The organism is Streptomyces geranii (genome assembly GCF_002954775.1).
GTDB classification, from domain to species: Bacteria; Actinomycetota; Actinomycetes; order Streptomycetales; family Streptomycetaceae; genus Streptomyces; species Streptomyces geranii.
In genome coordinates this window covers 37,778-59,811 of the sequence record NZ_PJME01000039.1, presented here as the reverse complement: position 1 = coordinate 59,811, position 22,034 = coordinate 37,778, and the positions used below count along the sequence as shown (strand labels likewise).

Here is a 22,034-nt window from a genome sequence, read left to right as displayed (position 1 = left end):
GCGGTGTGACGGAGTGGAACGGCGTGGCACACTGCTCGCAACAGCACTCGGAGCGGCGCCAGTTGGGACTTTCGGCAGGTTTTCGAATAAACCTTCGAACGGATTCCGGTTTGGCGCCGCCGGGCTGTCAGGAATCTTCACCGGACATGCCGGTGCTCGATGGAGGTGGAGCGTGAGCGAACCGCGGTCCGCGCCGACGGTCGGACAGGTCGTCCTCGGCCGGCGCCTGCTGGATCTGCGGGAGCGTGCGGGCCTGCGCCGCGAGGAGGCCGCGCGCATCCTCCGCGTCGCCCCTGCCACGGTCCGCCGCATGGAGATGGCCGAGGTCGCGCTCAAGATTCCGTACCTCCAGCTCCTCCTGAAGTCGTACGGCGTCTCCGACGAGGAGGCCGAGGCCTTCGTCCAGCTGGCCGAGGACGCCAACCAGCCCGGCTGGTGGCAGCGCTTCCACGACGTGCTGCCCGGCTGGTTCTCCATGCACGTCAGCCTGGAGGGCGCGGCGGCCCTCATCCGCCAGTACGAACCGCACTTCGTCCCCGGACTGCTGCAGACCGAGGAGTACGCCCTCGGCGTCCTGAAATCGGGCGCCATCGGCCAGACCAGACCTGAGGACATCGAACGCCATGTCGCGCTGCGCATGGAACGCCAGGGACTGCTCACCCGCGACGGAGCGCCCCGCCTGTGGGTCGTGATGGACGAGACCGCCCTGCGCCGCCCGGTGGGCGGACCGGAGGTGATGCGTGCGCAGATCGACAAACTGCTCGAAGCCACGAACCTGCCCAACGTGACACTCCAGGTCGCCCCCTTCTCCTCGGGGCCGCACCCGGGCACGTACGGGCCCTTCGTGCTCTTTCGTTTTGCCGTGCCGGAACTCCCGGACATGGTCTACAGCGAGTACCTGACCGGCGCCATCTATCTGGATTCGCGCACCGAGGTGGCAACCCACCTGGAGGTCATGGACCGCATGGCGGCTCAGTCCGCTACAGCACATCGCACGAAGGAGATCCTCCGGGATCTCCGCAAGGAGCTCTGAATCTCTGCATGGATCGCATGACGTCCAAGGCCCGGATACGCCACGAGCGAATCAATGAGCTGACCACTGAACGGGTCACCGAGCGGGCGAGCGCCCGCATCTACAACGGCATGCCCGCCGGTGAACTCGGCAGTGAGGGCTGGCACAAGCCGTGGAGCGGCGGCAACGGCGGCAACTGCCTGGAGGCGATGAAGCTCGCCGACGGCCGGATCGCCCTGCGCCAGTCCACCGACCCGGAGGGACCTGCGCTGATCTACACCACCGACGAGATGCTCGCCTTCATCGAGGGCGCGAAGGCGGGAGAGGCGGACTTCCTCCTGTCCTGACCGCTGTTCCCCTGTCCTCCTGTTCTTCTGTGCCCCGGGCTCGTTCCCGGCCTCTTGTTCCTTTGTTCCTAATTTGGTGCTCAGTTGATCCCTTGCCGCGCAAGACCCCGAAGAGACTTACGGAGTTCGTCATGACCGGGCAGCCCTCGTTCGAGATAGACACCAGCAAGCCCCATCCCGCACGGATGTACGACTGGTATCTGGGCGGCAAGGACAACTACCCGGTCGACGAGGCGATGGGCCGTCAGATGCTGGCCCTGGACCCGCGCGTGCCGGTGATGGCTAAGGTCAACCGGGCCTTCATGCACCGCGCCACGCGCTGGCTCGCCGGGCACGGCGTCCGCCAGTTCCTGGACGTCGGCACCGGCATCCCGACCGAGCCGAACCTCCATCAGATCGCCCAGGAGGTCGCGCCCGACGCGCGGGTTGTCTACTGCGACAACGACCCCATCGTGCTGGCCCACGCGGCGGCCCTGCTGCGCGGCACGGAGGAGGGCGTCACCGAGTACCTCCAGGCCGATGTGCGCGACCCGGACGCCATCGTCGAGGGCGCGAAGAAGATCCTGGACTTCGAACGGCCGATCGCGCTCTCGCTCGTCGCGCTGCTGCACTTCGTCTCCGACGAGGACGGCGCGCACGACCTGGTCGGCCGGCTGCTGGCGGCCCTCCCGGCCGGCAGCTACCTGGTGATGACCCACGCGACCGCCGACTTCACCCCGGAGGAGTCGGCGGCGGCCACGGCGAAGCTCAAGGCGGCGGGAGTCACCCTCGCCCTGCGCTCCCGCACCGAGTTCGCCCGCTTCTTCGACGGCCTCGACCTGATCGAGCCCGGCGTCGAGGTGGTCGACAAGTGGCACCCGGAACTGGGCGAGCCGATCCCGGGCCAGGAGGACGGCGTGATCCCCGGTTACGGAGCGGTGGGCCGCACGTCCTGACGGTGAGCGGCGGGGCGGCGGGGCAGCCGTGGGCCATGGGCTATGGGTTCACAGCCACGACCACATGCGGCGCGGCGCGTCCACCAGGCGGCTGACCGCCACCACCGCGAGCGGTGGCTGCTCGGCCTTCTCCCGGCCGAGGCTCAGTCCGTAGTAGATCTGCTCGATCGACGGCGGCCCGACCGCGAGGTTGCGCCGGACCGCCGTCGACGGCGACTCCTTCTCGGTCTGCACGAGATACGCCGCCGCCATCGTCCCCGTACGGCCGACACCGGCACCGCAGTGCACGAACACCGGCCCGGACGACGACGCGACGACGTCGAGGAACCGCTGCACCTGCCCCGTCGTGGGCGTCTGCCCGTCGCGTATCGGCAGTCGTACGACCTTCAGCCCGGCCTTGGCCGGTTCGGCGAGCTGGGCCGCGCTCAGGTCCTCGGCGCGCAGGTCGACGACCGTGGTGATGCCGAGGCCCGCCAGGGCCCGGTACCCGGCCGGCGAGGGCGCCGCTCCGCGCCACAACCGCCCCTGGCCGTCCACGGGTTGGAAGTGGTGGACGCCCTGGATCGTGCGGGTCCCCGGCGGGGCCGGAGTCTCCTGGCCGATCCAGTGCGACACCGCCAGGATGCCGAGCGCGCCGGTGGCCCACAGGGCGAGATAGCCGACGGCGACTCTGCCGAGGATCCGCAGCGTACGGCGGACCACCGGGCGGGTGGGCAGCGGGAACGGGGGCGGGGGAGCGGTGACGGCAGCCATGGGGGACCCGAGGGGGTTGGGGACGGGGGCGCGATCGTGTGTCGTGCAGGGGACGAGAGCGCTTTTGCATCGTAACCCGGGCCACTGACAGCGAAGTCTTTACGTGAGGTACACCTCTTTTTCCTGGCTATGGGATCTTTTGTCCCGATCCAGACGTTCTCGGTGTCCTCAGTGCCTGTTCGCCTCCGCGTCCCCGATGCCGACGACCGTGAGGTGGGCGCGGTCGAGCGTGGTGTCCTCCAGGCAGCCGCGCAGCCGCATCCGGTCGTGCTCGGTGAGCGCGGGCCGGACCACACCGGCGAACACCCCGTCGCCGAGATCGCCGAGCGCCGCGCGGTCGAGCGGCACGGAGGTGGAGTCCCGGCACTGCTCCCAGACCTGGCGCGCGGCCAGGCTGCGCCGCTCCTCCGAGATGACGCCACCGCTGCCACGCAGATCGACCTGCACGAGGACGGAGGTCGCCGCGCTGCCCTCGTGCGGCTTCTCCTCCCGGGTCTGGGTGAGGTTGGCCAGCCCGACGACGAGCGCGCCGAGCAGTGCGACGCCGACGACCCCGACGGCCGCGGTGCGCGCGACCTGCCCCGGTGACCGCCGCCCGCCCGCCGGAGGCAGGTCGTCCAGATCGGCGTCGGCCGCCGGATCGGGCGCGGCCAGCACAGAGAGACGTCCCGCGAGCCGCCGTTCCGCGGGCTTCGCGGTGATCGACGCGACCCGCTGCACCAGCCAGGCGAGCCCGGACAGCAGCACACCGGTGACCATGAGCACCGGCACGAAGACGTACGTGCGTTCGGCTGGCTCGTCCAGCCAGCGGAACCGTCCGGCGCCCTGCCGGGCCGGCGACTCCCGCAGCCGGGCCAGCACGTCCTGCTGCCTGCGGCCGGACTCCCGCACCTGGTCCTGGGTCTCGCGGACCTGCTCCTCGATCCGCGAGAGCCGCCCGATCAGCATGATCCCGAGCAGCATCACCTCGACGACGAGCAGCAGCACCCCGCACAGGACGGCCCGCTGCCACTGCCACCGGTAGAGATAGATGACGACATAGGTGCCCGCCCCGGCGGCGGCCAGCCAGGCGAACACATACGCGAGACGCCTCATCGCCCGTCCTCCGTCCCGGACCCGTCCCCGGTGCGCACCTCACCGGTGGTCCCGTCGACCGTGAGACGCGTGCCCACCGGGAACCGGTCCACGGCGTCCGCCGCACCGACGACCGCGGGCAGCCCGAACTCCCGTGCGAGCACGGCGAGATGGGACAGCGGACTGCCGGTCTGCGCGACCAGACCGGTGAGCCCCGGCAGCAGCGGCGCGAGCGCCGGATCGAGGGTGCGGACGACGAGCACCGCGTCCGCGGGCGGGGTGCCGGAGCCGTCCCAGACGGTCCCGGCGGCCCGCCCGCCGGACACTCCCCGGCCGCCGTCCCCCGCGGCTCCGGCGCTCCGCTCGGCGACCACCGTCCCGTCCCCGGCGACCCGGAAGGCGTCCGGCAGCGGGGCGGACACGGGCTGCGGCTGCCGCTTCCGCACGTCCGCGGGCAGCGGCCCGCCCTCCAGCGCGGTCATCAGCTCCGGCCAACGCAGCAGCCCGACCCGCGCACCGTCGTCCAGCCCACCGCGTACGACCAGCCTGCGCGCCCCCTCCCGCACGAGCCGCACCTGCAGCTCCTGCACCCACCGCACCCGCAGCCGCAACGCCTCACGGGGCGGCAGCGCGGGCGCGGTGGCGGTCGGCTTTTCGACAGGGTGCCGGAAGGGGCGTACGACGGCCACGGTCGCCGCCCGCCGGTGTACGTCAGCGTCGGGACGGTGTCCCGCGCGCGGGACCTCTTCCGGCACGGTCGCCGCCGCTGCTGCCGGAAGCCTGATCCGGCCGCGCAGGCTCGGTGCCGTGAGCGCCAGGACCACCGGCTCGGCGGTCACCACGTGCTCGTCGGCCATCCCCTGGGCACGGGCGTCCGCGAGCGCGCTGAGGGCGGCACCGGCGGCCGTACGGCTGCTGCCGCCGGCCCCGCCGCCCGGGCCCTCGTGGAGGAGCGCGCCGGCCAGCGCCTCCTGGGCGTGCAGCGCGACCAGGGTCGTACGCGTCCAGCGCAGGGTGGACGCCAGTCCGGTCGACGGGATCTCGGCGGGTGGCGGCGTCTCGGCCAGGCGGCGGTCGACGTCCGCCACCAGGTCCACGGCGAGGCCGGGCAGCGCCGAGACCAGCCGTCCCGTCCGCCAGGCGGCGGCGAGGCGGCGTCCGCCGGGCGCCGGGTTGAGCAGCGCGAGCCAGCGGTGCCGGGGCGGGGCGGCGCCGAGCAGCTCCAGATCCGCGGCGGCGCGGCCACCGACCGCCGTGACCACCGGCACGGCACGCAGCCGACGCCGGGGCGCGGTGCCGCCGATGTCGAGCGCGGCGGCGAGTCCGCGGGCCATCGGGGCCACCCACAGGTCCTCCTCCAGCGGCTCCAGCTGGTCCGGGAGGGTCTCCGCGACCGGCCCCGGGCCCAGCAGCCGGGCCCCGCGCGACGGGCGGACGGCCATCGCGGTGATCGGGCGGCTCTGGAACAGCCACAGCCGGCCGTGGTCGTCGAACCCGAACTCGATGTCCTGGGGCCCGTCGAAGACCTTGCGGGCGTGCTGGGCGAGCCGGGCCAGCCGGTGCAGTTCGAAGGTGCCGAGGAGCGGCTCGGCGTCCGCAGGTTCCGTGCGCAGCATGCGGCCACGGGGGCTCAGCCAGTAGTTGGTGCCCGCCTGTTCGCCGCTGACCAGGCTGTCGGGGCCGCCGCGCACCGCGCTCACCAGCATCCGGTCGGCGCGTCCCTCCACGGGATCGGCGCCGAACATCACGCCTCCCACGCGCGCGGAGAGCATCGGCTGGACCAGCACCGCCATCGGCGCGGGCGGCTCGCCTGGCCGGTGCGCGGAGTCGAGCACGGTCCGTACCGCCGCGAGGAAGTCCGCCCAGCCCCTGACGTCGAGCACGGACGCGAACTGGCCCGCCAGGGACGACTCCTGGGTGTCCTCCTGCGGCGAGGAGGACCGCACGACGAGCGGTCGCACCCCGCCGTCGGAGAGGCCGTCCCAGGCGTCGCGCAGCGCGGACAGGTCGCCGGACGAGCCGTGGAGGTCGGGGGCGGGGTGCGGGATGACGAATCCGGGCAGTACCGGCAGCCCGGCGCCGGCCGCGCGGGCGAGGTTCGCCGCTTTGGAACCGGCGAGCAGGGGGAGCGCGGCGGCCGGCTGGTCGAGGGGGACGGCTTCCCTGCCGTGGGCCCCGACCGGGGCGAGGAGACCGGGCGCCCCGACGGTGTCGTGGACATGTGCCCCGACCGCGTTCAGGACCGCTCCGCCGCGGGGGTCGTCCCCGTCGCGCGCGCCTTCTCCGTGACGTTCATCGAGCGTCGTCATAGAACACCCTCCAGGACCGACCGCCAACAGGGGGGACGCGTAGGGTTGGCCCTGCGCCTGACGACGGAACGAAGGATTTTGGCGGCAGGCCCGTGGGGGGCCCGTCACCTGACGTCAATGATCTCACCGGGGCCCTTATTCCACGTCCGCGGAGAGCCGTTTTCCGGTCACCGTGAATAAGGTCACCCAGAGCAACCAAGTGTGGGGCGTTCGCGTTGTCGGCGGTCCGTCAGCCTGGGGGAAGTGCCTGGCAGAGGGCCTCCAACGCCGCCCCGTAGGCGGCCTCCGAGGGTGCCGCGTACCCCACGACGAGCCCGTCGGACAGGCCCCCTTCCGGGTCCTGGAATTCCGGATGCCGGAACTCCGCGAGCCCGTCGAGGGCGATTCCGTGCCAGGCCGCCGCCTTCACCGCCGACCGCTCCGTCCCGGGCGGCAGCCGCAGCACCGCGTGCAGCCCGGCCGCGACCCCGGTGACCTCGACCCGCGGCGCGTGCGTGGCGAGCGCGGCGACGAGCCGGTCACGGCGGCGCCGGTACCGCTGCCGCATCCGCCGCACATGGCGGTCGTACGACCCGGAGGCGAGGAAGTCCGCGAGCGCCAGCTGGTCGAGCGCGCTCGCCCACCCCTCGCGCTCGCCCTTCACCGCGAGTACGGGTGCCACGTACCGCTCCGGAAGCACCATCCAGCCCAGCCGCAGCGCGGGGGAGAGGCTCTTGCTGACCGAGCCGAGGTGGATCACCCGCTCCGGGTCGAGGCCCTGGACCGCGCCGACGGGCCGGCGGTCGTAGCGGAACTCCCCGTCGTAGTCGTCCTCCAGGATCAGCCCGCCACGCGCGCGTGCCCAGTCGATCACGGCCGCCCGGCGCTCGGGATGCAGCGGGCCGCCGGTCGGGAACTGGTGTGCGGGCGTGAGCAGTACGGCCCGCTCGCGGTCGAGTTGGCCGACCCGGGCGCCGTCCTCGTCGAGCGGCAGCGGTACGGTCCGCACCCCGGCGGCGGCCAGCAACTCCCGGTGGAAGCCGAGGCCGTACGCCTCCACGGCCAACGGCCCGCGCAGCACGGCGCCCGTGCCCCCGCCGCCGCTCGTACCCCCGAAGAGCAGCCGCAGGGCGTGGGCGAAGCCCGAGCAGACGACGATCCGCGCGGGCTCGGTACGGACACCACGCGCGCGTGCCAGGTACTCCGCGAGCGCCTCCCGCAGTTCGACCCGGCCGGCGGGATCGCCGGGCCCGAACGCCTCGTTGGGCGCCTGCTGGAGGGCCCGCCGGTAGGAGGCCAGCCAGGCGGCACGCGGGAACTCCGAGGCGTCCGGCTTGCCCTGACGCAGATCGTGCCGAGGTCCACGCGCGCGTGGAGGTGCCTTTACGGGGACACGCGCGGCTGCCCTCAGCGGCTCGGCGCGCTCGGCGACCCGGGTGCCCGAGCCCTGGCGGGCGGTCAGCCAGCCCTCGGCGACGAGTTCGGCGTACGCGTCGGCCACGGTGTTGCGGGCCACGCCGAGATCGGCGGCGAGGGAGCGGTACGGCGGCAGCAGGGTGCCGGGCGCGAGACGGCCACCGCGGACGGCGTCCCGCAGGGCGCGGATCAGCGCGGCCCGCCGCCCGCCGGGCCCCGTCGGCTCCAGTTCCAGATGGAGGTCGGCGCCGATCCGCTCGGCGGAATTGACCCATGTTTCTGCCATGGAAATGCACCCTACAGCCGGTCTTTCCGGCTCGTAGATTCATGGTCATGACGACGAACACGAACACCGCGAACCCCACGACCGCCCACCTCACGGAGGCGGCCGAAGAGCCCAGGCTGAACTTCGCGAAGACGGCACCCAAGGTCTTCCGCGCCCTCGTCGGCTTCGACGCGGCGGCCCGCGAGGGCCTCGACCCGGCGCTTGTCGAACTGATCCAGATCCGCGCCTCGCACCTCAACCACTGCGCGTACTGCCTCCACATGCACACCAACGACGCGCGCAAGGCGGGCGAGAGCGAGGACCGGCTGCACCTGGTCGCGGTGTGGCGCGAGGCCCGCCACTTCTACTCCCCGAGGGAGCAGGCGGCGCTGGCCCTCACCGAGGCGGTCACCCTGATCGCCGACGCGGGTGTCCCGGACGACGTCTACCGCGAGGCGGGGGCCCACTTCGACGAGCGGGAACTCGCCCAGGTGCTGTCCCTGATCCTCACGATCAACACCTGGAACCGGGTGGCCCTGGCAACCCGCATGGTGGCGGGCACGGACGGGCGCTGACCCCGCCTCAGGAAGGGCTGGGGGCGGCCCGGAAGGCCGAGGGGCGGCTCTGCGCGGGCCCTACACGGTCATCGGCCGGTCGTACGGCCCGATGGGCGCAGGCAGCCGTGTGGTGCCGGTCAGGCGGCGGTCCACGGCCGCCGCCACCGCCCGCCCCTCCGCGATCGCCCACACGATCAGCGACTGCCCCCGGGCCGCGTCGCCCGCCGCGAACACGCCCGGCACGTTCGTCGCGAAGTCCGCGTCACGGGCGATCGTGCCGCGCGGGTCGAGGACCAGCCCGAGCTGCTCGACCAGGCCGTCCTCCTGGTCGGGACCGGAGAAGCCCAGGGCGAGCAGCACGAGGTCGGCGGGCAGTGTCCGCCCGGACCCGGGCAGCGGCCGGCGCTCCGCGTCCACCTCGACGAGGTGCAACTCCCTTACGTGCCCGGCCGCGTCGCCCGTGAAGCGGAGCGTGGACGCAGCGAAGAGCCGCGCGTCGGCGTCGGCCGCGGGCGCCGACTCCAGCTCGCGGGCCTCCTCGTGCGCGGCCGACAGCCGGTAGACCTTCGGGTACGTCGGCCAGGGATCGGCGTTCTCGTCGCGCTCCGCGCCGGGCTGGGCGTAGATGTCCAACTGGGTGACGGAGGCGGCCCCTTCACGCACCGCGGTGCCCAGACAGTCGGCGCCCGTGTCACCGCCGCCGACGATCACGACGTGCTTTCCGGCGGCGGACATCGGGGACACCGCCAGATCCCCCTGGCACACCCGGTTGGCCAGCGGCAGATACTCCATCGCCTGCTGGACACCGGCCAACTCCCGTCCGGGCAGCGGCAGTTCACGCCAGGCCGTGGCCCCGACGGCCAGCACCACGGCGTCGTAGCGCGCCCGCAGCTCGGCGGCCCCGACATCCCGGCCGACGGCGGTCGACGTACGGAACTTGGTCCCCTCGGCCCGCATCTGCTCGACGCGCCGCTCCAGATGATGCTTCTCCATCTTGAACTCGGGGATGCCGTACCGCATGAGCCCGCCGAGCCGGTCGTCCTTCTCGTACACGGCGACGGTGTGCCCGGCCCGGGTCAGCTGCTGGGCCGCGGCGAGCCCGGTGGGTCCCGACCCGACCACCGCGACCGTGCGCCCCGACAGCCGGTCCGGCGGACGCGGTGGCGCGAACCCCTCGGACCAGGCCCGGTCGGCGATGGCCACCTCGACGTTCTTGATGGTCACCGCGGGCTGGTTGATGGCCAGCACACACCCCGCCTCGCACGGCGCCGGGCACAACCTCCCGGTGAACTCGGGGAAGTTGTTCGTGGCGTGCAGCCGGTCGCTCGCCGCCCGCCAGTCCGCCCGGGACACCAGGTCGTTCCACTCGGGGATCAGGTTCCCCAGCGGACAGGCGTCGTGGCAGAACGGGATGCCGCAGTCCATGCAGCGACCGGCCTGCGCGCCGACGATGGGCAGCAGCGCTCCCGGGACGTACACCTCGTCCCAGTCACGGACCCGCTCCCCGACCGGCCTGCGGGGCTGGTCCTGGCGTGCGGTGGTGAGAAAACCCTTGGGATCGCCCATGGCCGTGTCCTTGCCGTCTGCCCTGCTTGCACGTGACGCGGCCGTGCGTCATCGGGCGGCGCTTTCCTTCGGCCACGATACGACTCATCGGCCAGGGACGCCGAGCGGGAAAGCGGGTCAGGCGACGGCCAGGACGTACAGCACCGAGGCGGCTCCCGAGGCGGCCGTGCGTATGTGGTTCCAGAGGGTCCACTCGCGCACGTACACCGGCCAGTACGCGGCGGCCTCCGACGTGCCCGGCTCCAGCCTCATCAACGTGTTGTTGCGCGGCACGTTCGCGCCCATGGTGAGCCCGAACGAGCCGAGCAGATACAGCGCGCTGCCCACCAGCAGCTCCACCGCGCCCTCGTCCGGCCACACCACGAACGTGACGACGACTATCACCAGGCACAGGACGGCCGAGCCCATGAACACGAGCATGAACGGCGGGTTCAGCGCGGTGACGTTGATCGCCCGCATCGCCGCGACGCCCTGCGCGGGCGGCAGCGCGGCCAGCCCCCGCATCACGAAGGTCGAGAACCCGCAGAACACCCCGGCCACCAGCCCGGTACCGAGCACACCCAGCACCACGAGTACGAAGTACGCCCCATCGATCATGCCGACTCCCAGGTCGATCCCCATCCGTCCCCTCCAGTGAACCCCCTGCCACTGACAACGCCCATGGCCGAACACCGCGACGCCATACGCGAGCGTCCAGCGGAGACGAGGCTTCGGGCACGGGCGCGGGCGCGGGGAACGGGAGGGGCCTGGGCGGCGGCGGAACCGGCCGTGAGCGGTCCGCGGGACCCGCCGTCACACCTACGCCGGCTCGGCCCGCCGGTCGCTACCGTCCCCCGCCCCCGCCTCCGTCCGCCATTCCCGAAGCCTCGCCTCCACGGCACCGGCGATCCGCCGCCGGGCCTCGTGCCGTGCGACCCCGCTCATCAGCAGCCGGTCGTACGCCGTGTCCACATGCCGTACGGACGCCACGACCGCCGACACCACCGCCCCCTCGGACAGCGCACGCCCCGCCGCGCTCCGTCCTACCCGCCCACTGCCACGCACCGAGGCGTGCGCGGCGATCTCCGCCGCCCGGTCCGCCGGGCAGCCGGGGAACAGCCGGCGGATCTCCCGTGCGAACGTCTCCGTGAACCGCAGGTCCTCCGCGGCCCGGCGCCGAGCGTCCCGGGTCCGGCGCCTCCGCCGGGCCTCGGCGTCCGCCAGGCACCGTTCCTCGGCCCGGGCGAGCCCGGCCTCCTCGACCAGGACGCCCTGCCGCTCGTACCGCCCCTGCCGCCGGTTGAACCGCACGACCACCGCGGACAGCCCGCTCTCCTCCCGCGACCTGCGTGTCAACGCGGTGTCGCCCCTCGGCAGGAACACCAGATGCCCGAGATCGGCGCAGTCGAGACACCGGGGCGTCCTCTCCTCCAGCACTAGCAACGCCAACGGTCCCCGCCGGCACTCGGCACAGTGCCGGCGCCTGAGCGGCTGTACGACGACAGGTCCGGGGTGGAGCGGCGGCGTCGGGCGGCTGGTCATGACTGCTTGATTCCCACCGGCGGCCACCCGGCATCATGGGCCGGGTGCGACTGGAACCGATCACCTGGGACCGGCTCGGCGACCTCCTCGCCGAGCGCGTGCTCGACCTGAAGCCCGACGACGGCAGCCCCTGGCCGCGCATCGCCTTCGACGGGGCCCCGGCGGCCCGCCCGGGAGACCTCGCCGAACGCGTGGCCGAGGCGCTGCGCGTACGCGGCAGACCCTCGCTCACCGTCGGCACCGCGGGCTTCCTGCGCCCCGCCTCCCTCCGGCTGGAGTACGGCCACGAGGACGTGGAGGCCTACTACGACGGCTGGTTCGACACCGGCGCCCTCTGGCGCGAGGTCTTCGGCCCCCTCGAACCCGGCGGCGACGGCCGCGTCCTGCCCGACCTCCGCGACCCCCTCACCGACCGCTCGACCCGCAGTCCCTATGTCCAACTCCCGCCCGGCGGGCTTTTGTTGCTGCACGGCCCCTTCCTGCTGCGCCACTGGTTCCCCTTCGACCTGACCGTCCACGTCCTGCAGTCCCCGGCCGCCCTGCGCCGCCGTACCCCCGAGGCCGAGCACTGGACCCTCCCCGCCTTCGAGCGCTACGAGAGCGAGACGGACCCCGCCGGCACCGCAGACGTGCTGGTCCGCGCGGACGACCCGCGCCACCCGGCCTGGAACGGCTGACCCGGCCCCGCGCACGGTGTTCGAAAGCCGCGGACTTCCGGGTGCGCATCCCCGGGAGCGCGGCGAGAATGTAGGGCGCCGGGACTAGCGGTGCCCTCCGCGCCGCGCCGGCCGTCCGGCACCGGGAGGTACTTCATGACCACCGCCGGAGACATCATGCACCGCGGCGCCCAGTGGATCCCCGCTCACGAGACCCTCGATCGGGCCGCCCAGCTGATGCGTGAACTGAACGTGGGCGCCCTGCCCATCAGCGACGAGAACGAACGGCTCTGCGGCATCCTCACGGACCGCGACATCGTCGTCGGATGTGTGGCCATGGGCCACGATCCGGCGAAGGTCACCGCGGGCGAGATGGCCCAGGGCACCCCGCGCTGGATCGAGTCGAGCGCCGATGTCAGCGAGGTGCTCGTGGAGATGAAGGACCATCAGATCCGCCGGCTCCCGGTGATCGAGAACAAGCGTCTGGTCGGCATGATCAGCGAGGCCGATCTGGCCCAGCACCTCACGGAGGACCAGATCGCGTCCTGGGCCGAGAGCGTCTACGCCCGGACCACGCGGCGCGGAACACCCCCCCCCCGCCGCGCCCCCTCCCGGCGCGGCTGCGCGACGGCGCGGGCCGCGGGCGTCAGAGCCAGCCGTTGCGCCGGAAGCTCCGGTACAGGACCAGACAGATGACGGATATCAGCCCGATCACCAGCGGATAGCCGAACTGCCAGTGCAGCTCCGGCATGTGATCGAAGTTCATGCCGTAGACCCCGCAGACCATCGTCGGCACGGCGATCATCGCCGCCCACGCGGTGATCCTGCGCATGTCCTCGTTCTGCGCGACCGTGACCTGCGCGAGGTGCGCCTGCAGAATCGAGTTGAGCAGTTCGTCGAACGCGGCTATCTGTTCCGTCGCCCGCAGCTGATGGTCGGAGACGTCCCGGAAGTAGGCCTGTATCTCCGGGTCGATGACCCGGATCGGCCGGGTCGCCAGTTCCTCCAGCGGGCGGTGCAGCGGAGCCACGGCCCGCTTCAGCTCCAGGAGTTCCCGCTTGAGCTGGTAGATCCGGCCGGGGTCGGCCCGGGCGCCGTTCGTCGCGAACACATCCGTCTCGACCTGGTCGATGTCCGCCTGCACCGCGTCCGTGACGTGCAGATAGTCGTCGACCACATGGTCCGCGACGGCGTGCAGCACCGCCGCGGGGCCCTTGGCGAGCTGCTGCGGATCGGCTTCCAGACCCTCGCGCAGCGGGCCCAGTGAGCCGTGCCGTCCGTGTCGTACCGTGATCACGAAGTCCTCGCCGACGAAGACCATGATCTCGCCGGTGTTCACCACCTCGCTCGTCGCCGTCAGTTCGGTGTGCTCGACGTAGCAGACCGTCTTGAACACCGCGAACAGCGTCTCGCCGTACCGCTCCAGTTTCGGGCGCTGATGGGCGTCGACCGCGTCCTCGACCGCGAGCGGGTGCAGGTCGAAGAGCCGGCCGATGCCCGCGAACTCCTGGTCCGTCGGCTCGTGGAGGCCGAGCCAGACGAAGCCCTCGTCGCTCTTGCGGACCCGGCGCACGGTGTCGAGCAGATCCCGGCCGGCCGGGACGCGTACGCCGTCCTCGTAGGCCACGCAGTTCACGACCGCGGAGCCCAGCGGTGACCGGGCGTGGTGACTCAGGTCGACCCGCGGGCGCCGCCGTGCCAGCCGGGCCACCCTGCGGAGGCCGCCGACCCTGCCGAGGCTCGTCACCCTCCGCAGATTCCCTGCCATGGACATCTGGATCTCCTCGCGCCGCACTGTCCGCACCCTGCGCCTGGCCCGCCAGTCTGCCAGCCCTTCGCGAACGCCGAAGAGACCTGTGGGAACGGATGGTTCCGCTCCGCTTTCGCCGATGCGGGAGCGTCGACCCGGTCGAACAAAGCGGATGACTGGGATGATCTCGGCATGACGCGAACCGACGGGTATCTCCTCGACAACCGGCAGACCGAGGCGGGACAACGCTTCGACGCCTTCGCCGCCCTCTTCGATCCCACGACCTTCCGGCACTTCGAAGGGTTCGGCGTCGGAGCCGGCTGGCGCTGCTGGGAGGTCGGCGTCGGAGGCACCTCGGTGGTCTCCTGGCTGGCCAAGAAGGTCGGCCCGACCGGAAAGGTCGTCGCGACCGACCTCGACACCTCCTGGGTCGCCCAGGCCGCCCGTCCGCCCATCGAGGTACGCGTCCACGACGTCGGTGTCGAAGAGCCGCCGGGGGAGGGCTTCGACCTCGTGCACGCCCGGCTCGTCCTCGTCCATGTGCCGGACCGGGAGCGGGCGTTGCGCTCGATGATCAAGTCGCTGCGTCCCGGCGGACGTCTGCTGATCGAGGACGCCGACCCCGCCCTGCAGCCCCTGCTCTGCCCCGACGAGCACGGCCCCGAGCAGCAGCTCGCCAACCGCCTGCGGCACAGCTTCCGCCAGTTGCTCGCGGACAGCGGCGCCGACCTGGCGTACGGCCGCAGGCTCCCGCGGCTGCTGCGCGAGGCCGGTCTGCGCAACGTCCAGGCCGACGCGTACTTCCCCGTCACCTCGCCCGCCTGCGCCGCGCTGGAGTCCGCGACGATCCGTCAGATCCGGGAGCGGCTCGTCGCCGGGGGCCACGCCACGGACGAGGAGATCGACCGCCACCTGGCCAACGTCGCCTCGGGCGGGATGGACCTGGCCACGGCACCGATGATCTCGGCGTGGGGACGCAAGGGGTAGCCGACGGCGGTGCCCCCTCCGGCCTCTCATTCGGCGGCCGGCGGTCTCCCGCCCACCCGTTCCACCGCCCGCGCGCCCGCCCGGCACCCCTCCGCCGCCGCGTCCTCGGGTTCGGCGCCCGTCAGCAGGGCGGCGAGGAACGCGCCGGTGAAGGCGTCACCGGCGCCCGTCGTGTCCCGGGGTGCCGCGGGCACGGCCGGGACCCGGGCGCGCACGGTGCCCGCGCGGGCCACGATCGCGCCCTCGGCACCCTGTTTGGCGATCACCAGGGGGACGTGGCGGCTCAGCTTGGCCGCCGCGTCCGCCGGGTCGGGCAACCCGGTGAGCAGACAGGCCTCGTCACGGCTCGGCAGCAGCACGTCCACCCCGGACACCAGCTCCAGGAAGCGGTCGACACCCAGTTCGACGAGGAACCCCGCCGACGCCGGGTCCAGGCTCACCGGTACGCCGCGCGCGCGTGCCGACTCCAGCGCCGCCGCCACCAGCGCGCGGCTCGGCGCCGAGAACAGCAGATAGCCCGACAGGTGCAGCCGCGCGACACCGTCGAGCAGCGCGTCCGACCAGTCGTCGGCGTCCAGCCGTACCGAGGCGCCGCTCTGCGTCACCAGCGTCCGCTCGGCCGCCGCGCCCGTGTCCACCAGGCAGATCACCGTCCCCGTGGGCGCCTCCGGGTCGACGACGAGGCGGGGCCGTACCCCGCAGGCCCGCAGCTCGCGCTCGTGCCACTCGGCCGCGTCCGTACCCACCCGTCCGAGCAGCCGCACCTCCGCGTGCCCCCAATGGGCCGCCCAGCAGGCCACGTTGGCGCCCGCACCGCCCGGCAGGGTCCGGATCGCGGCCGTCGTGTCGGTGCCCGCCGCGAGCGGACCCCGGTGCCGGGCCACGATGTCCGTGATCACGTCCCCGACGACGAGCAGCGCCCCGCCCGGCTCCGTCACGCCCCGGCCCAGGCCGCCGCGATCCGCCCCGCGAGCCGTACGTTGCCGCGGACCGCTGCCAGATTGGCGCTCAGCGAGGCGCCGTCCGTGTGCCGCACCAGGTAGTCGAGCAGGAACGGCGTCACGGCCTGCCCGCTCACCCCCTGCTCCTCGCACGCGTGCAGCGCGTCGGCTAGCACGCGCGCGTGGAGCCCCGGATCCAACTGCTCCTCCGCGGGCACCGGATTGGCCACGATGAACGCCGACTCCGGGGAGTCGAGCGCGTCCTGGGCCCGCATCACGTCCGCGACCTGCTCCGGTGTGTCGAGCGTCCAGTCCACCGGGTGCCCGGAGTCGGACAGGTAGAAGCCGGGGAAGCTGCCGGTGCCGAAGCCGGCCACGGCGACCCCCAGGGTCTCCAGACGCTGCAAGGTGGCAGGGACGTCCAGGATCGACTTCACGCCCGCGCAGACGACCGTGATCCGGGTGCGCGCCAGCAGCCCGAGGTCGGCGGACTCGTCCTGGGTCACCGTCCACTCCCGGTGCACCCCGCCGAGCCCACCCGTGGCGAACACCCGTACGCCCGCGCGGGCGGCCAGCAGCGCCGTCGCCGACACCGTCGTGGCCCCGCTCGCCCCGGCGGCCACCGCGAGCGGCAGATCGCGGTGCCCCAGCTTGCGGATGCCGTCCTCGTTCGCGACCCGCTCCAACTGCTCCTTGTCCAGGCCGACATGGGGGCGCCCGTCCAGCACGGCGATGGTGGCGGGGACGGCTCCCTCCTGCCGTACGACGTCCTCCAGTTCCAGCGCCACCTGAAGATTGCGCGGGCGCGGCAGCCCGTGCGCGATGATCGTGGACTCCAGGGCCACCACGGGTCGACGCGCGTCGACCGCTTCCCGCACTTCTTCGGACACCACCAGCATCACGGGCCTGCTTCCTGTCGTTCGGTCTTGCCTCATCTCTGGCGGGCGGCGCGCGTGGTCAAACCCTTGCGGCCTGTGGAAGAGACCACCAGCCTGGGGTGCATGACGGACAACTCGCCGCGTCTCGACCATGTCGTCCTCTGGGTGCGCGATCCGCTCGCGGCGGCCGGCTTCTACGAGAAGGCGGTCGGCATGGCACCTCTGAGGACCACCGAATTCGCCGCCGGAACGGTGTCCTTCCCCTCCGTACGCCTCAACGAGGAGACCATCTTCGACCTCGCGCCCCTCTCCCTGGCGGAGCGCATGAACATGCTCCCCGGGGCCGCCGACAGTGCCGGCCACCCCGTCAACCACGTCTGCCTGTCCCTGACCCCAGACGCCTTCGACGCCCTGCGCACCCGCCTGGAGGAGCGGGACGTACCCGTCTCCGACATCTCGTACGACTCCTACGGCGCCCGGGGCCTGGCGAGGCGCAACTTCTACTTCCGCGACCCCGACGGCAACGTCTTCGAGGCGCGGCACTACGCGTAGGGCACGGGAAGGGGGCACCCGCGCGCGGGTGCCCCCTTCCGGGCACCGGAAGACCGGGTCCGAGGATCAGACCGGCCGTACGCCCGCCAGCGCGCCGTGCGGATCGAGGACGTACTTGCGGCTCGCGCCCTGGTCGAACTCGGCGTAGCCGCGCGGTGCGTCGTCCAGGCCGATCACGGTCGCGTTGACGGCCTTGGCGATGTGCACGCGCTCGTGCAGGATCGCCCGCATCAGGCCCCGGTGGTACTTCATCACCGGGCACTGTCCGGTGGTGAAGGCGTGGCTCTTCGCCCAGCCGAGGCCCAGTCGCATCTTCAGGGTGCCCGACTTGGCGTCCCCGTCGATGCCGCCCGGGTCGTCCGTCACGTACAGCCCCGGGATGCCCAGGGCACCTCCCGCGCGCGTGACGCCCATCAGCGAGTTGAGGACCGTCGCGGGCGCCTCCGGGGCGTCCGGGCCGTGCGCCCGGGCCTCGAAGCCGACCGCGTCGACCGCCGCGTCCACCTCGGGCTCCCCGAGGATCTGGGCGAGCTGCCCCTCGATGTCGCCGCGCGAGACGTCCACGGTCTCGCAGCCGAAGCTCCGCGCCTGGGCGAGGCGTTCGGCGTTGAGGTCGCCGACGATGACGACGGCGGCGCCCAGGAGCTGCGCCGACGCCGCGGCGGCCAGCCCGACCGGGCCCGCTCCCGCGACGTACACCGTCGAACCGACGCCCGCGCCCGCGCTGACCGCGCCGTGGAAGCCGGTCGGGAAGATGTCCGACAGCATGGTCAGGTCGAGGAGCTTCTCGCGCGCCTGGTCGGGGTCCGGGAACCTCAGCAGGTTGAAGTCCGCGTACGGCACCATCGCGTACTCGGCCTGCCCGCCGACCCAGCCGCCCATGTCGACATAGCCGTAAGCCGCCCCCGGACGCGCCGGGTTGACGCTCAGACAGATCCCGGTCTTGCGTTCCTTGCAGTTGCGGCACCGCCCGCAGGCGATGTTGAACGGTACGGAGACGATGTCCCCGACGTCGACGTACTCGACGTCCGGCCCTCGTTCGACGACCTCTCCGGTGATCTCGTGTCCGAGGACCAGCCCCTCCGGCGCGGTCGTCCGGCCCCGCACCATGTGCTGGTCACTTCCGCAGATGTTGCTGGCGAGCACCTTGAGGATCACCCCGTGCCGGCACTTCCTGCCGACGTTCCGCGGAGCGACGCCCGGCCCGTCCTGGAGTTCAAGCGTCGGGTAGTCGATGGTCCTGACCTCGACCGCGCCCGGCTTGAGATACGCGACTGCCCTGTTCCCGCTCATACGTGATCGCCGTCCCTTCGGCCCCGTGACTTCGGATGCCAGCGGCTGTGCGCACGGCGGAGTCTGCTACCGCTCCCGCCTCCCGGCCACCCCTCGCGCGCGGACCGGCGTGAACCGGCTCAGCCGCCCGCCGTCGCGCCCCGGACCCGCCGTCGGCCGTGCCTGGTGAACAGGGCGAGCGCGCCCACGGGTATCAGCAGGCTCGCGGCGGCGAGATTCAGCCACCCGTAGCCCGCCCGGGCCATCACGAGCCCGGAGGCCGCCCCGCCGAGGCCCGCACAGGTGTTCATGACGAGGTCGGACAGCCCCTGGGCGGCGGCGCGGGCGGCCTCGGGCACGGAGTCCGTGAGCAGGGCGGACCCGGAGACCAGCCCGGCCGACCAGCCGAGGCCCAGGACGAAGAGCCCCGCCGCCGTACGGCCGTGACCGCCGCCGGACGTACCCGCGAGGAACGCGGCGCAGGCCAGCAGCCCCACGGCGAGGCCGATGCCGGACAGCCGCCCGACCCGGTCGGACAGCCGGCCCATGAGCGGCGAGAACGCGTACATGCCCGCGATGTGGCCGCTGATGACCAGCCCGATCAGATCGATGCCCGCGCCGTGGTGCCCGAGCGCGACCGGCGTCATCGACATGACCGAGACCATCGCCGTGTGGCAGCCGGCCACCGTCACGAGCGCGAGCCGGGCACGCGGTGAAGCGGTGACGGCGGCGAGGCCCGCGCGCAGTGACCTGCCCTCGGCCGACCGCTCCTCCACCGGGGCGAGCGCACGGGCCGTGAGCAGCGGATCGGGGCGCAGCAGGACGGCCACCGTCACCGCGGCGGCCAGGAAGATCCCGGCCGCCCACAGGAAGGCGCCCGCCGTTGCCGGTATCCCGAGCCCGGACACACTCCGCCCGGCGGGAGCGGCGATGTTCGGCCCGAGGACCGCCCCTATGGTGGTCGCCCACACGACGTTCGAGATGGCCCGCGCCCGCCGGTCCGGCTCGGCGAGGTCGGCGGCGGCGAACCGCGCCCCCAGATTCGCCGCCGAGCCGGCGCCGAACCCGGCCATACCGCACAGCAGCAGCGGAAAACTGTCGACGACCGCCGCGACCACGACGACACCCGCGCCCAGGGCACCGACGAGATAGCCCAGGACCAGCCCGGGGCGCCGCCCGCGCGCGGTCATCAGCGCCGCCAGCGGCAGCGAGGCGACGGCGGTGCCCGCGACCATCGCGGTCGGCGCGAGCCCCGACAGCGACTCCGTACCGCTGATCCGCTGCGCCAGTACGGAAGCCAGTGCGACACCGGTGGCCACGCCGAGCCCGCCGAGGATCTGACTCGCGACCAGCACACCCGAGATCCGGCGCCGCGGCACGGCGGAAGACATGGTCACTCGTACGATCCCCCCTGCTTTCCCCTGCTTCCCTGTGCTTCCCCCGGCGGTCCGTCCCCTGCGGAACCGCTCCTAGAACAGCGGCTCGGGCAGCACCCCTTCGAGCGCGAGCAGCTTCCGCTTGGTCTCCAGACCGCCCCCGAACCCGCCGAGACCACCGCCGCTCTCCACGACCCGATGGCACGGCACCACGACCGGCAGCGGATTGGCACCCATCGCCGCGCCCACCGCCTGGGCCGCGCCGGGCTGACCGACCCGCCCGGCCAGATCGCCGTACCCGACGACCGCGCCGAACGGCACACCGGACGCCAGTTCGCGCAGCACCTGCCGGTTGAAGCCGGAGATCAGGGACCAGTCGAGCGGCAGCTCGAACACCTGCCGCTCGCCCGCGAAGTACGCCGTGAACTGGCGTATCGCCTCGGCCAGGAGCGGGGACCCGGGTGCCTCCAGGGGCTCCGCGCCCAGCCGCGAGGCGAGCCGCTCGACAGCCCTCTCGCGCACCGGTTCGGTGGCGTGGAACACCACGTTCACCAGGCCCTCGCGCGTCGCGGCCAGCAGCAGCGGACCTATGCCGGTGCCGACGACCGCCCACACGACCTGCTGCCGCTTCTCCGGGTCCCGCGGCTCGTCCCGCCCATGCCTGTCCATGCGCCCCACCGTACGACCCGCCACTGACAACGCCCGGCGCGCGGGCCGTGAGCGGGCCCGGACGGTGCGGGAGTGACAGCGGAGGGACAACGGAAAAAGAGGTGCGACACAGACACAGATTGAACGGCGTTGCCCGAGTCCGCACACTCCTGCCGCACAAGTGGGGCAAGGCCGTGTTTCTTTGCCGGAAAATCGTTCGACCCCTCCGGAGCCAGTCATACTCTCTGCCACAACCCTGACCGCTGGCCGGTCCTGGGGCGGGGGAGCATTTCAGGGAATTCAGGGACGCAACAGGGCGGAAGGGCAGCCGCACATGCAGGGCACGGTCGACGGCTTCAGCTACGGACTCGTCACACCGCTGGTGGCCTACCTCATGGCCTGCCTCGGCGGTGCGCTCGGCCTGCGCTGCACCACCAGATCGATGCTGGTCGCCCGGTCCTGGCGACCAGGGTGGCTGGCCCTCGGCTCGGCCGCGATCGGCTCCGGCATCTGGACCATGCACTTCATCGCGATGATGGGGTTCAAGGTCAAGGAGACCCCGGTCAACTACGACATGTGGCTGACCTTCGCCAGCCTGGGCGTCGCCATCCTCATGGTCGGCGTCGGGATCTTCATCGTCGGCTACCGGGGCGCGAGCGGGACGGCACTGTTCACCGGAGGCACCATCACGGGCCTCGGCATAGCGTCCGCGCACTACCTGGGCATGGCCGGAATGCGCCTCAACGGAAAGCTGGAGTACAACACCCTCACCGTCGCCGCCTCGGTCGTGATAGCCGTCGTGGCCGCCACCGCCGCCCTGTGGGCCGCCGGGCAGATCCGCGGCTTCCTGTGGAGCGTGGGCGCCAGCCTCGTCATGGGACTCGCCGTCAGCGGCATGCACTACACGGGCATGGCCGCCCTGCGGGTCCACGTCCACATCTCGTCCGGCAGCCCGGCCGGCGACTCGCCCGCGACCCTGCTGGCCCCCCTGATGGTCGGCCCGCTGGCCTTCCTCCTGCTGGCCGGAGTCGTCGTGGTGTTCGACCCGATGACGGTCATGGGCAAGCCCGACCGGCGCCCCGCCGACAACAAGCCGGGCATCCCGGCCCACCCCGCCGTCCCGCACCCCGGCCGACGGACCCCGCCGCAGGCCGGCCGGCAGCACGGCCACCGCGGCTCCCGCACCCCGCAGAACCGCTGATCAGGACCCGTTGTCAGTGGGTGGCCGTACGGTTGATGC

General features: G+C 72.8%; 21 protein-coding genes and 1 pseudogene. 9 read left to right on the top strand and 13 right to left on the bottom strand.

Features of this window, described 5'->3' with window-relative positions:
• Nucleotides 1-172 precede the first annotated feature (172 nt).
• The 3 genes from CW359_RS33230 to CW359_RS33220 all read left to right on the top strand — a co-directional run bounded on the left by CW359_RS33230 (nt 173) and on the right by CW359_RS33220 (nt 2,294).
• Nucleotides 173-1,033 carry a helix-turn-helix domain-containing protein gene (locus CW359_RS33230; protein WP_105973915.1) on the top strand — a complete coding sequence of 287 codons (861 nt, stop codon included), beginning with the start codon at nt 173-175 and terminating at the stop codon, nt 1,031-1,033.
• 110 nt (nt 1,034-1,143) lie between these two features.
• Entirely contained in the window at nt 1,144-1,359 is a 216-nt protein-coding gene (locus CW359_RS33225) for a DUF397 domain-containing protein (RefSeq protein ID WP_105973954.1), read from the top strand.
• Between the two features lie 131 nt (nt 1,360-1,490).
• Nucleotides 1,491-2,294, top strand: a complete 804-nt coding sequence (locus CW359_RS33220) for an SAM-dependent methyltransferase (protein WP_105973914.1) — start codon at nt 1,491-1,493, stop codon at nt 2,292-2,294.
• A 48-nt stretch (nt 2,295-2,342) separates the two neighbouring features.
• Here the strand turns inward: CW359_RS33220 and CW359_RS33215 are convergent, their stop codons facing one another.
• From CW359_RS33215 to pdxR, 4 genes are all read right to left on the bottom strand, one after another.
• On the bottom strand, nt 2,343-3,047 hold the full coding sequence (locus tag CW359_RS33215; RefSeq protein WP_105973913.1) for a fused DSP-PTPase phosphatase/NAD kinase-like protein: 705 nt from the start codon (nt 3,045-3,047) through the stop codon (nt 2,343-2,345).
• A gap of 168 nt (nt 3,048-3,215) precedes the next feature.
• Nucleotides 3,216-4,142 (bottom strand): hypothetical protein, encoded by a 927-nt coding sequence (locus CW359_RS33210; RefSeq protein ID WP_105973912.1) that lies wholly within the window; start codon nt 4,140-4,142, stop codon nt 3,216-3,218.
• The gene (locus tag CW359_RS33205) at nt 4,139-6,430 is read right to left on the bottom strand and encodes a PEP/pyruvate-binding domain-containing protein (protein WP_105973911.1); all 2,292 of its coding nucleotides are present in this window, start codon (nt 6,428-6,430) and stop codon (nt 4,139-4,141) included. Before CW359_RS33205 ends, CW359_RS33210 begins: the two co-directional genes overlap by 4 nt.
• Nucleotides 6,431-6,659: 229 nt before the next feature.
• Nucleotides 6,660-8,111, bottom strand: a complete 1,452-nt coding sequence (pdxR, locus tag CW359_RS33200) for a MocR-like pyridoxine biosynthesis transcription factor PdxR (protein WP_105973910.1) — start codon at nt 8,109-8,111, stop codon at nt 6,660-6,662.
• Between the two features lie 47 nt (nt 8,112-8,158).
• Between pdxR and CW359_RS33195 the strand changes: the two genes are divergently transcribed.
• On the top strand, nt 8,159-8,665 hold the full coding sequence (locus tag CW359_RS33195) for a carboxymuconolactone decarboxylase family protein (RefSeq protein WP_198655485.1): 507 nt from the start codon (nt 8,159-8,161) through the stop codon (nt 8,663-8,665).
• A 60-nt stretch (nt 8,666-8,725) separates the two neighbouring features.
• Here CW359_RS33195 and CW359_RS33190 read toward each other — a convergent pair whose 3' ends face one another.
• The 3 genes from CW359_RS33190 to CW359_RS33180 form a co-directional block, all read right to left on the bottom strand.
• Nucleotides 8,726-10,213, bottom strand: coding sequence for a glutamate synthase subunit beta (locus CW359_RS33190; RefSeq protein ID WP_105973909.1), 1,488 nt, complete (start codon nt 10,211-10,213; stop codon nt 8,726-8,728).
• 117 nt (nt 10,214-10,330) lie between these two features.
• Complete coding sequence (locus CW359_RS33185; RefSeq protein ID WP_105973952.1) at nt 10,331-10,810, bottom strand: anthrone oxygenase family protein; 480 nt, start codon at nt 10,808-10,810, stop codon at nt 10,331-10,333.
• Nucleotides 10,811-11,011: 201 nt separating this feature from the next.
• A complete protein-coding gene (locus CW359_RS33180; protein WP_105973908.1) occupies nt 11,012-11,734 on the bottom strand; it encodes a DUF2293 domain-containing protein in 723 nt (240 codons plus the stop codon).
• Between the two features lie 35 nt (nt 11,735-11,769).
• Here CW359_RS33180 and CW359_RS33175 point away from each other — a divergent pair, with 35 nt between their 5' ends.
• Together CW359_RS33175 and CW359_RS33170 are read left to right on the top strand one after the other, a co-directional pair.
• Entirely contained in the window at nt 11,770-12,411 is a 642-nt protein-coding gene (locus CW359_RS33175; protein WP_105973907.1) for a nucleoside/nucleotide kinase family protein, read from the top strand.
• A gap of 135 nt (nt 12,412-12,546) precedes the next feature.
• Nucleotides 12,547-12,963 (top strand): annotated as a pseudogene (locus CW359_RS33170) (CBS domain-containing protein); the annotation flags it as partial.
• 73 nt (nt 12,964-13,036) lie between these two features.
• Here the strand turns inward: CW359_RS33170 and CW359_RS33165 are convergent.
• Nucleotides 13,037-14,164, bottom strand: a complete 1,128-nt coding sequence (locus tag CW359_RS33165) for a magnesium and cobalt transport protein CorA (protein WP_105973906.1) — start codon at nt 14,162-14,164, stop codon at nt 13,037-13,039.
• Nucleotides 14,165-14,332: 168 nt separating this feature from the next.
• On the opposite strand from CW359_RS33165, the gene CW359_RS33160 reads away from it, so the two are divergent.
• Nucleotides 14,333-15,127 carry a methyltransferase domain-containing protein gene (locus CW359_RS33160; RefSeq protein WP_105973905.1) on the top strand — a complete coding sequence of 265 codons (795 nt, stop codon included), beginning with the start codon at nt 14,333-14,335 and terminating at the stop codon, nt 15,125-15,127.
• 26 nt (nt 15,128-15,153) lie between these two features.
• On the opposite strand, the gene CW359_RS33155 is transcribed toward CW359_RS33160, so the two are convergent.
• Nucleotides 15,154-16,065, bottom strand: a complete 912-nt coding sequence (locus tag CW359_RS33155; RefSeq protein ID WP_105973904.1) for a carbohydrate kinase family protein — start codon at nt 16,063-16,065, stop codon at nt 15,154-15,156.
• Entirely contained in the window at nt 16,062-16,970 is a 909-nt protein-coding gene (locus tag CW359_RS33150; RefSeq protein WP_198655484.1) for a pseudouridine-5'-phosphate glycosidase, read from the bottom strand. The genes CW359_RS33155 and CW359_RS33150 overlap by 4 nt, the downstream gene beginning before the upstream one ends.
• Nucleotides 16,971-17,069: 99 nt before the next feature.
• Between CW359_RS33150 and CW359_RS33145 the strand changes: the two genes are divergently transcribed.
• Nucleotides 17,070-17,498, top strand: coding sequence for a VOC family protein (locus CW359_RS33145; protein ID WP_105973902.1), 429 nt, complete (start codon nt 17,070-17,072; stop codon nt 17,496-17,498).
• A gap of 66 nt (nt 17,499-17,564) precedes the next feature.
• Here CW359_RS33145 and fdhA read toward each other — a convergent pair whose 3' ends face one another.
• The 3 genes from fdhA to CW359_RS33130 all read right to left on the bottom strand — a co-directional run bounded on the left by fdhA (nt 17,565) and on the right by CW359_RS33130 (nt 20,815).
• Nucleotides 17,565-18,791, bottom strand: coding sequence for a formaldehyde dehydrogenase, glutathione-independent (fdhA, locus tag CW359_RS33140; RefSeq protein WP_105973901.1), 1,227 nt, complete (start codon nt 18,789-18,791; stop codon nt 17,565-17,567).
• 119 nt (nt 18,792-18,910) lie between these two features.
• Nucleotides 18,911-20,161, bottom strand: a complete 1,251-nt coding sequence (locus tag CW359_RS33135) for an MFS transporter (protein ID WP_105973951.1) — start codon at nt 20,159-20,161, stop codon at nt 18,911-18,913.
• A gap of 78 nt (nt 20,162-20,239) precedes the next feature.
• Nucleotides 20,240-20,815 (bottom strand): methylated-DNA--[protein]-cysteine S-methyltransferase, encoded by a 576-nt coding sequence (locus tag CW359_RS33130; RefSeq protein WP_105973900.1) that lies wholly within the window; start codon nt 20,813-20,815, stop codon nt 20,240-20,242.
• Between the two features lie 313 nt (nt 20,816-21,128).
• On the opposite strand from CW359_RS33130, the gene CW359_RS33125 reads away from it, so the two are divergent.
• Nucleotides 21,129-21,995, top strand: a complete 867-nt coding sequence (locus CW359_RS33125) for an MHYT domain-containing protein (protein ID WP_105973899.1) — start codon at nt 21,129-21,131, stop codon at nt 21,993-21,995.
• Nucleotides 21,996-22,034: the final 39 nt, after the last annotated feature.

What these genes read in the sequence shown, in the direction of transcription:
- CW359_RS33225 (WP_105973954.1), top strand. Translation starts at nt 1,144, where the DNA reads ATGCCCGCCGGTGAACTCGGCAGTGAGGGCTGGCACAAGCCGTGGAGC.
- CW359_RS33220 (WP_105973914.1), top strand. Translation starts at nt 1,491, where the DNA reads ATGACCGGGCAGCCCTCGTTCGAGATAGACACCAGCAAGCCCCATCCC.
- CW359_RS33215 (WP_105973913.1), bottom strand. Translation starts at nt 3,047, where the DNA reads ATGGCTGCCGTCACCGCTCCCCCGCCCCCGTTCCCGCTGCCCACCCGC.
- CW359_RS33210 (WP_105973912.1), bottom strand. Translation starts at nt 4,142, where the DNA reads ATGAGGCGTCTCGCGTATGTGTTCGCCTGGCTGGCCGCCGCCGGGGCG.
- CW359_RS33205 (WP_105973911.1), bottom strand. Translation starts at nt 6,430, where the DNA reads ATGACGACGCTCGATGAACGTCACGGAGAAGGCGCGCGCGACGGGGAC.
- pdxR (WP_105973910.1), bottom strand. Translation starts at nt 8,111, where the DNA reads ATGGCAGAAACATGGGTCAATTCCGCCGAGCGGATCGGCGCCGACCTC.
- CW359_RS33195 (WP_198655485.1), top strand. Translation starts at nt 8,159, where the DNA reads ATGACGACGAACACGAACACCGCGAACCCCACGACCGCCCACCTCACG.
- CW359_RS33190 (WP_105973909.1), bottom strand. Translation starts at nt 10,213, where the DNA reads ATGGGCGATCCCAAGGGTTTTCTCACCACCGCACGCCAGGACCAGCCC.
- CW359_RS33185 (WP_105973952.1), bottom strand. Translation starts at nt 10,810, where the DNA reads ATGATCGATGGGGCGTACTTCGTACTCGTGGTGCTGGGTGTGCTCGGT.
- CW359_RS33180 (WP_105973908.1), bottom strand. Translation starts at nt 11,734, where the DNA reads ATGACCAGCCGCCCGACGCCGCCGCTCCACCCCGGACCTGTCGTCGTA.
- CW359_RS33175 (WP_105973907.1), top strand. Translation starts at nt 11,770, where the DNA reads ATGGGCCGGGTGCGACTGGAACCGATCACCTGGGACCGGCTCGGCGAC.
- CW359_RS33165 (WP_105973906.1), bottom strand. Translation starts at nt 14,164, where the DNA reads ATGTCCATGGCAGGGAATCTGCGGAGGGTGACGAGCCTCGGCAGGGTC.
- CW359_RS33160 (WP_105973905.1), top strand. Translation starts at nt 14,333, where the DNA reads ATGACGCGAACCGACGGGTATCTCCTCGACAACCGGCAGACCGAGGCG.
- CW359_RS33145 (WP_105973902.1), top strand. Translation starts at nt 17,070, where the DNA reads ATGACGGACAACTCGCCGCGTCTCGACCATGTCGTCCTCTGGGTGCGC.
- fdhA (WP_105973901.1), bottom strand. Translation starts at nt 18,791, where the DNA reads ATGAGCGGGAACAGGGCAGTCGCGTATCTCAAGCCGGGCGCGGTCGAG.
- CW359_RS33135 (WP_105973951.1), bottom strand. Translation starts at nt 20,161, where the DNA reads ATGTCTTCCGCCGTGCCGCGGCGCCGGATCTCGGGTGTGCTGGTCGCG.
- CW359_RS33130 (WP_105973900.1), bottom strand. Translation starts at nt 20,815, where the DNA reads ATGGACAGGCATGGGCGGGACGAGCCGCGGGACCCGGAGAAGCGGCAG.
- CW359_RS33125 (WP_105973899.1), top strand. Translation starts at nt 21,129, where the DNA reads ATGCAGGGCACGGTCGACGGCTTCAGCTACGGACTCGTCACACCGCTG.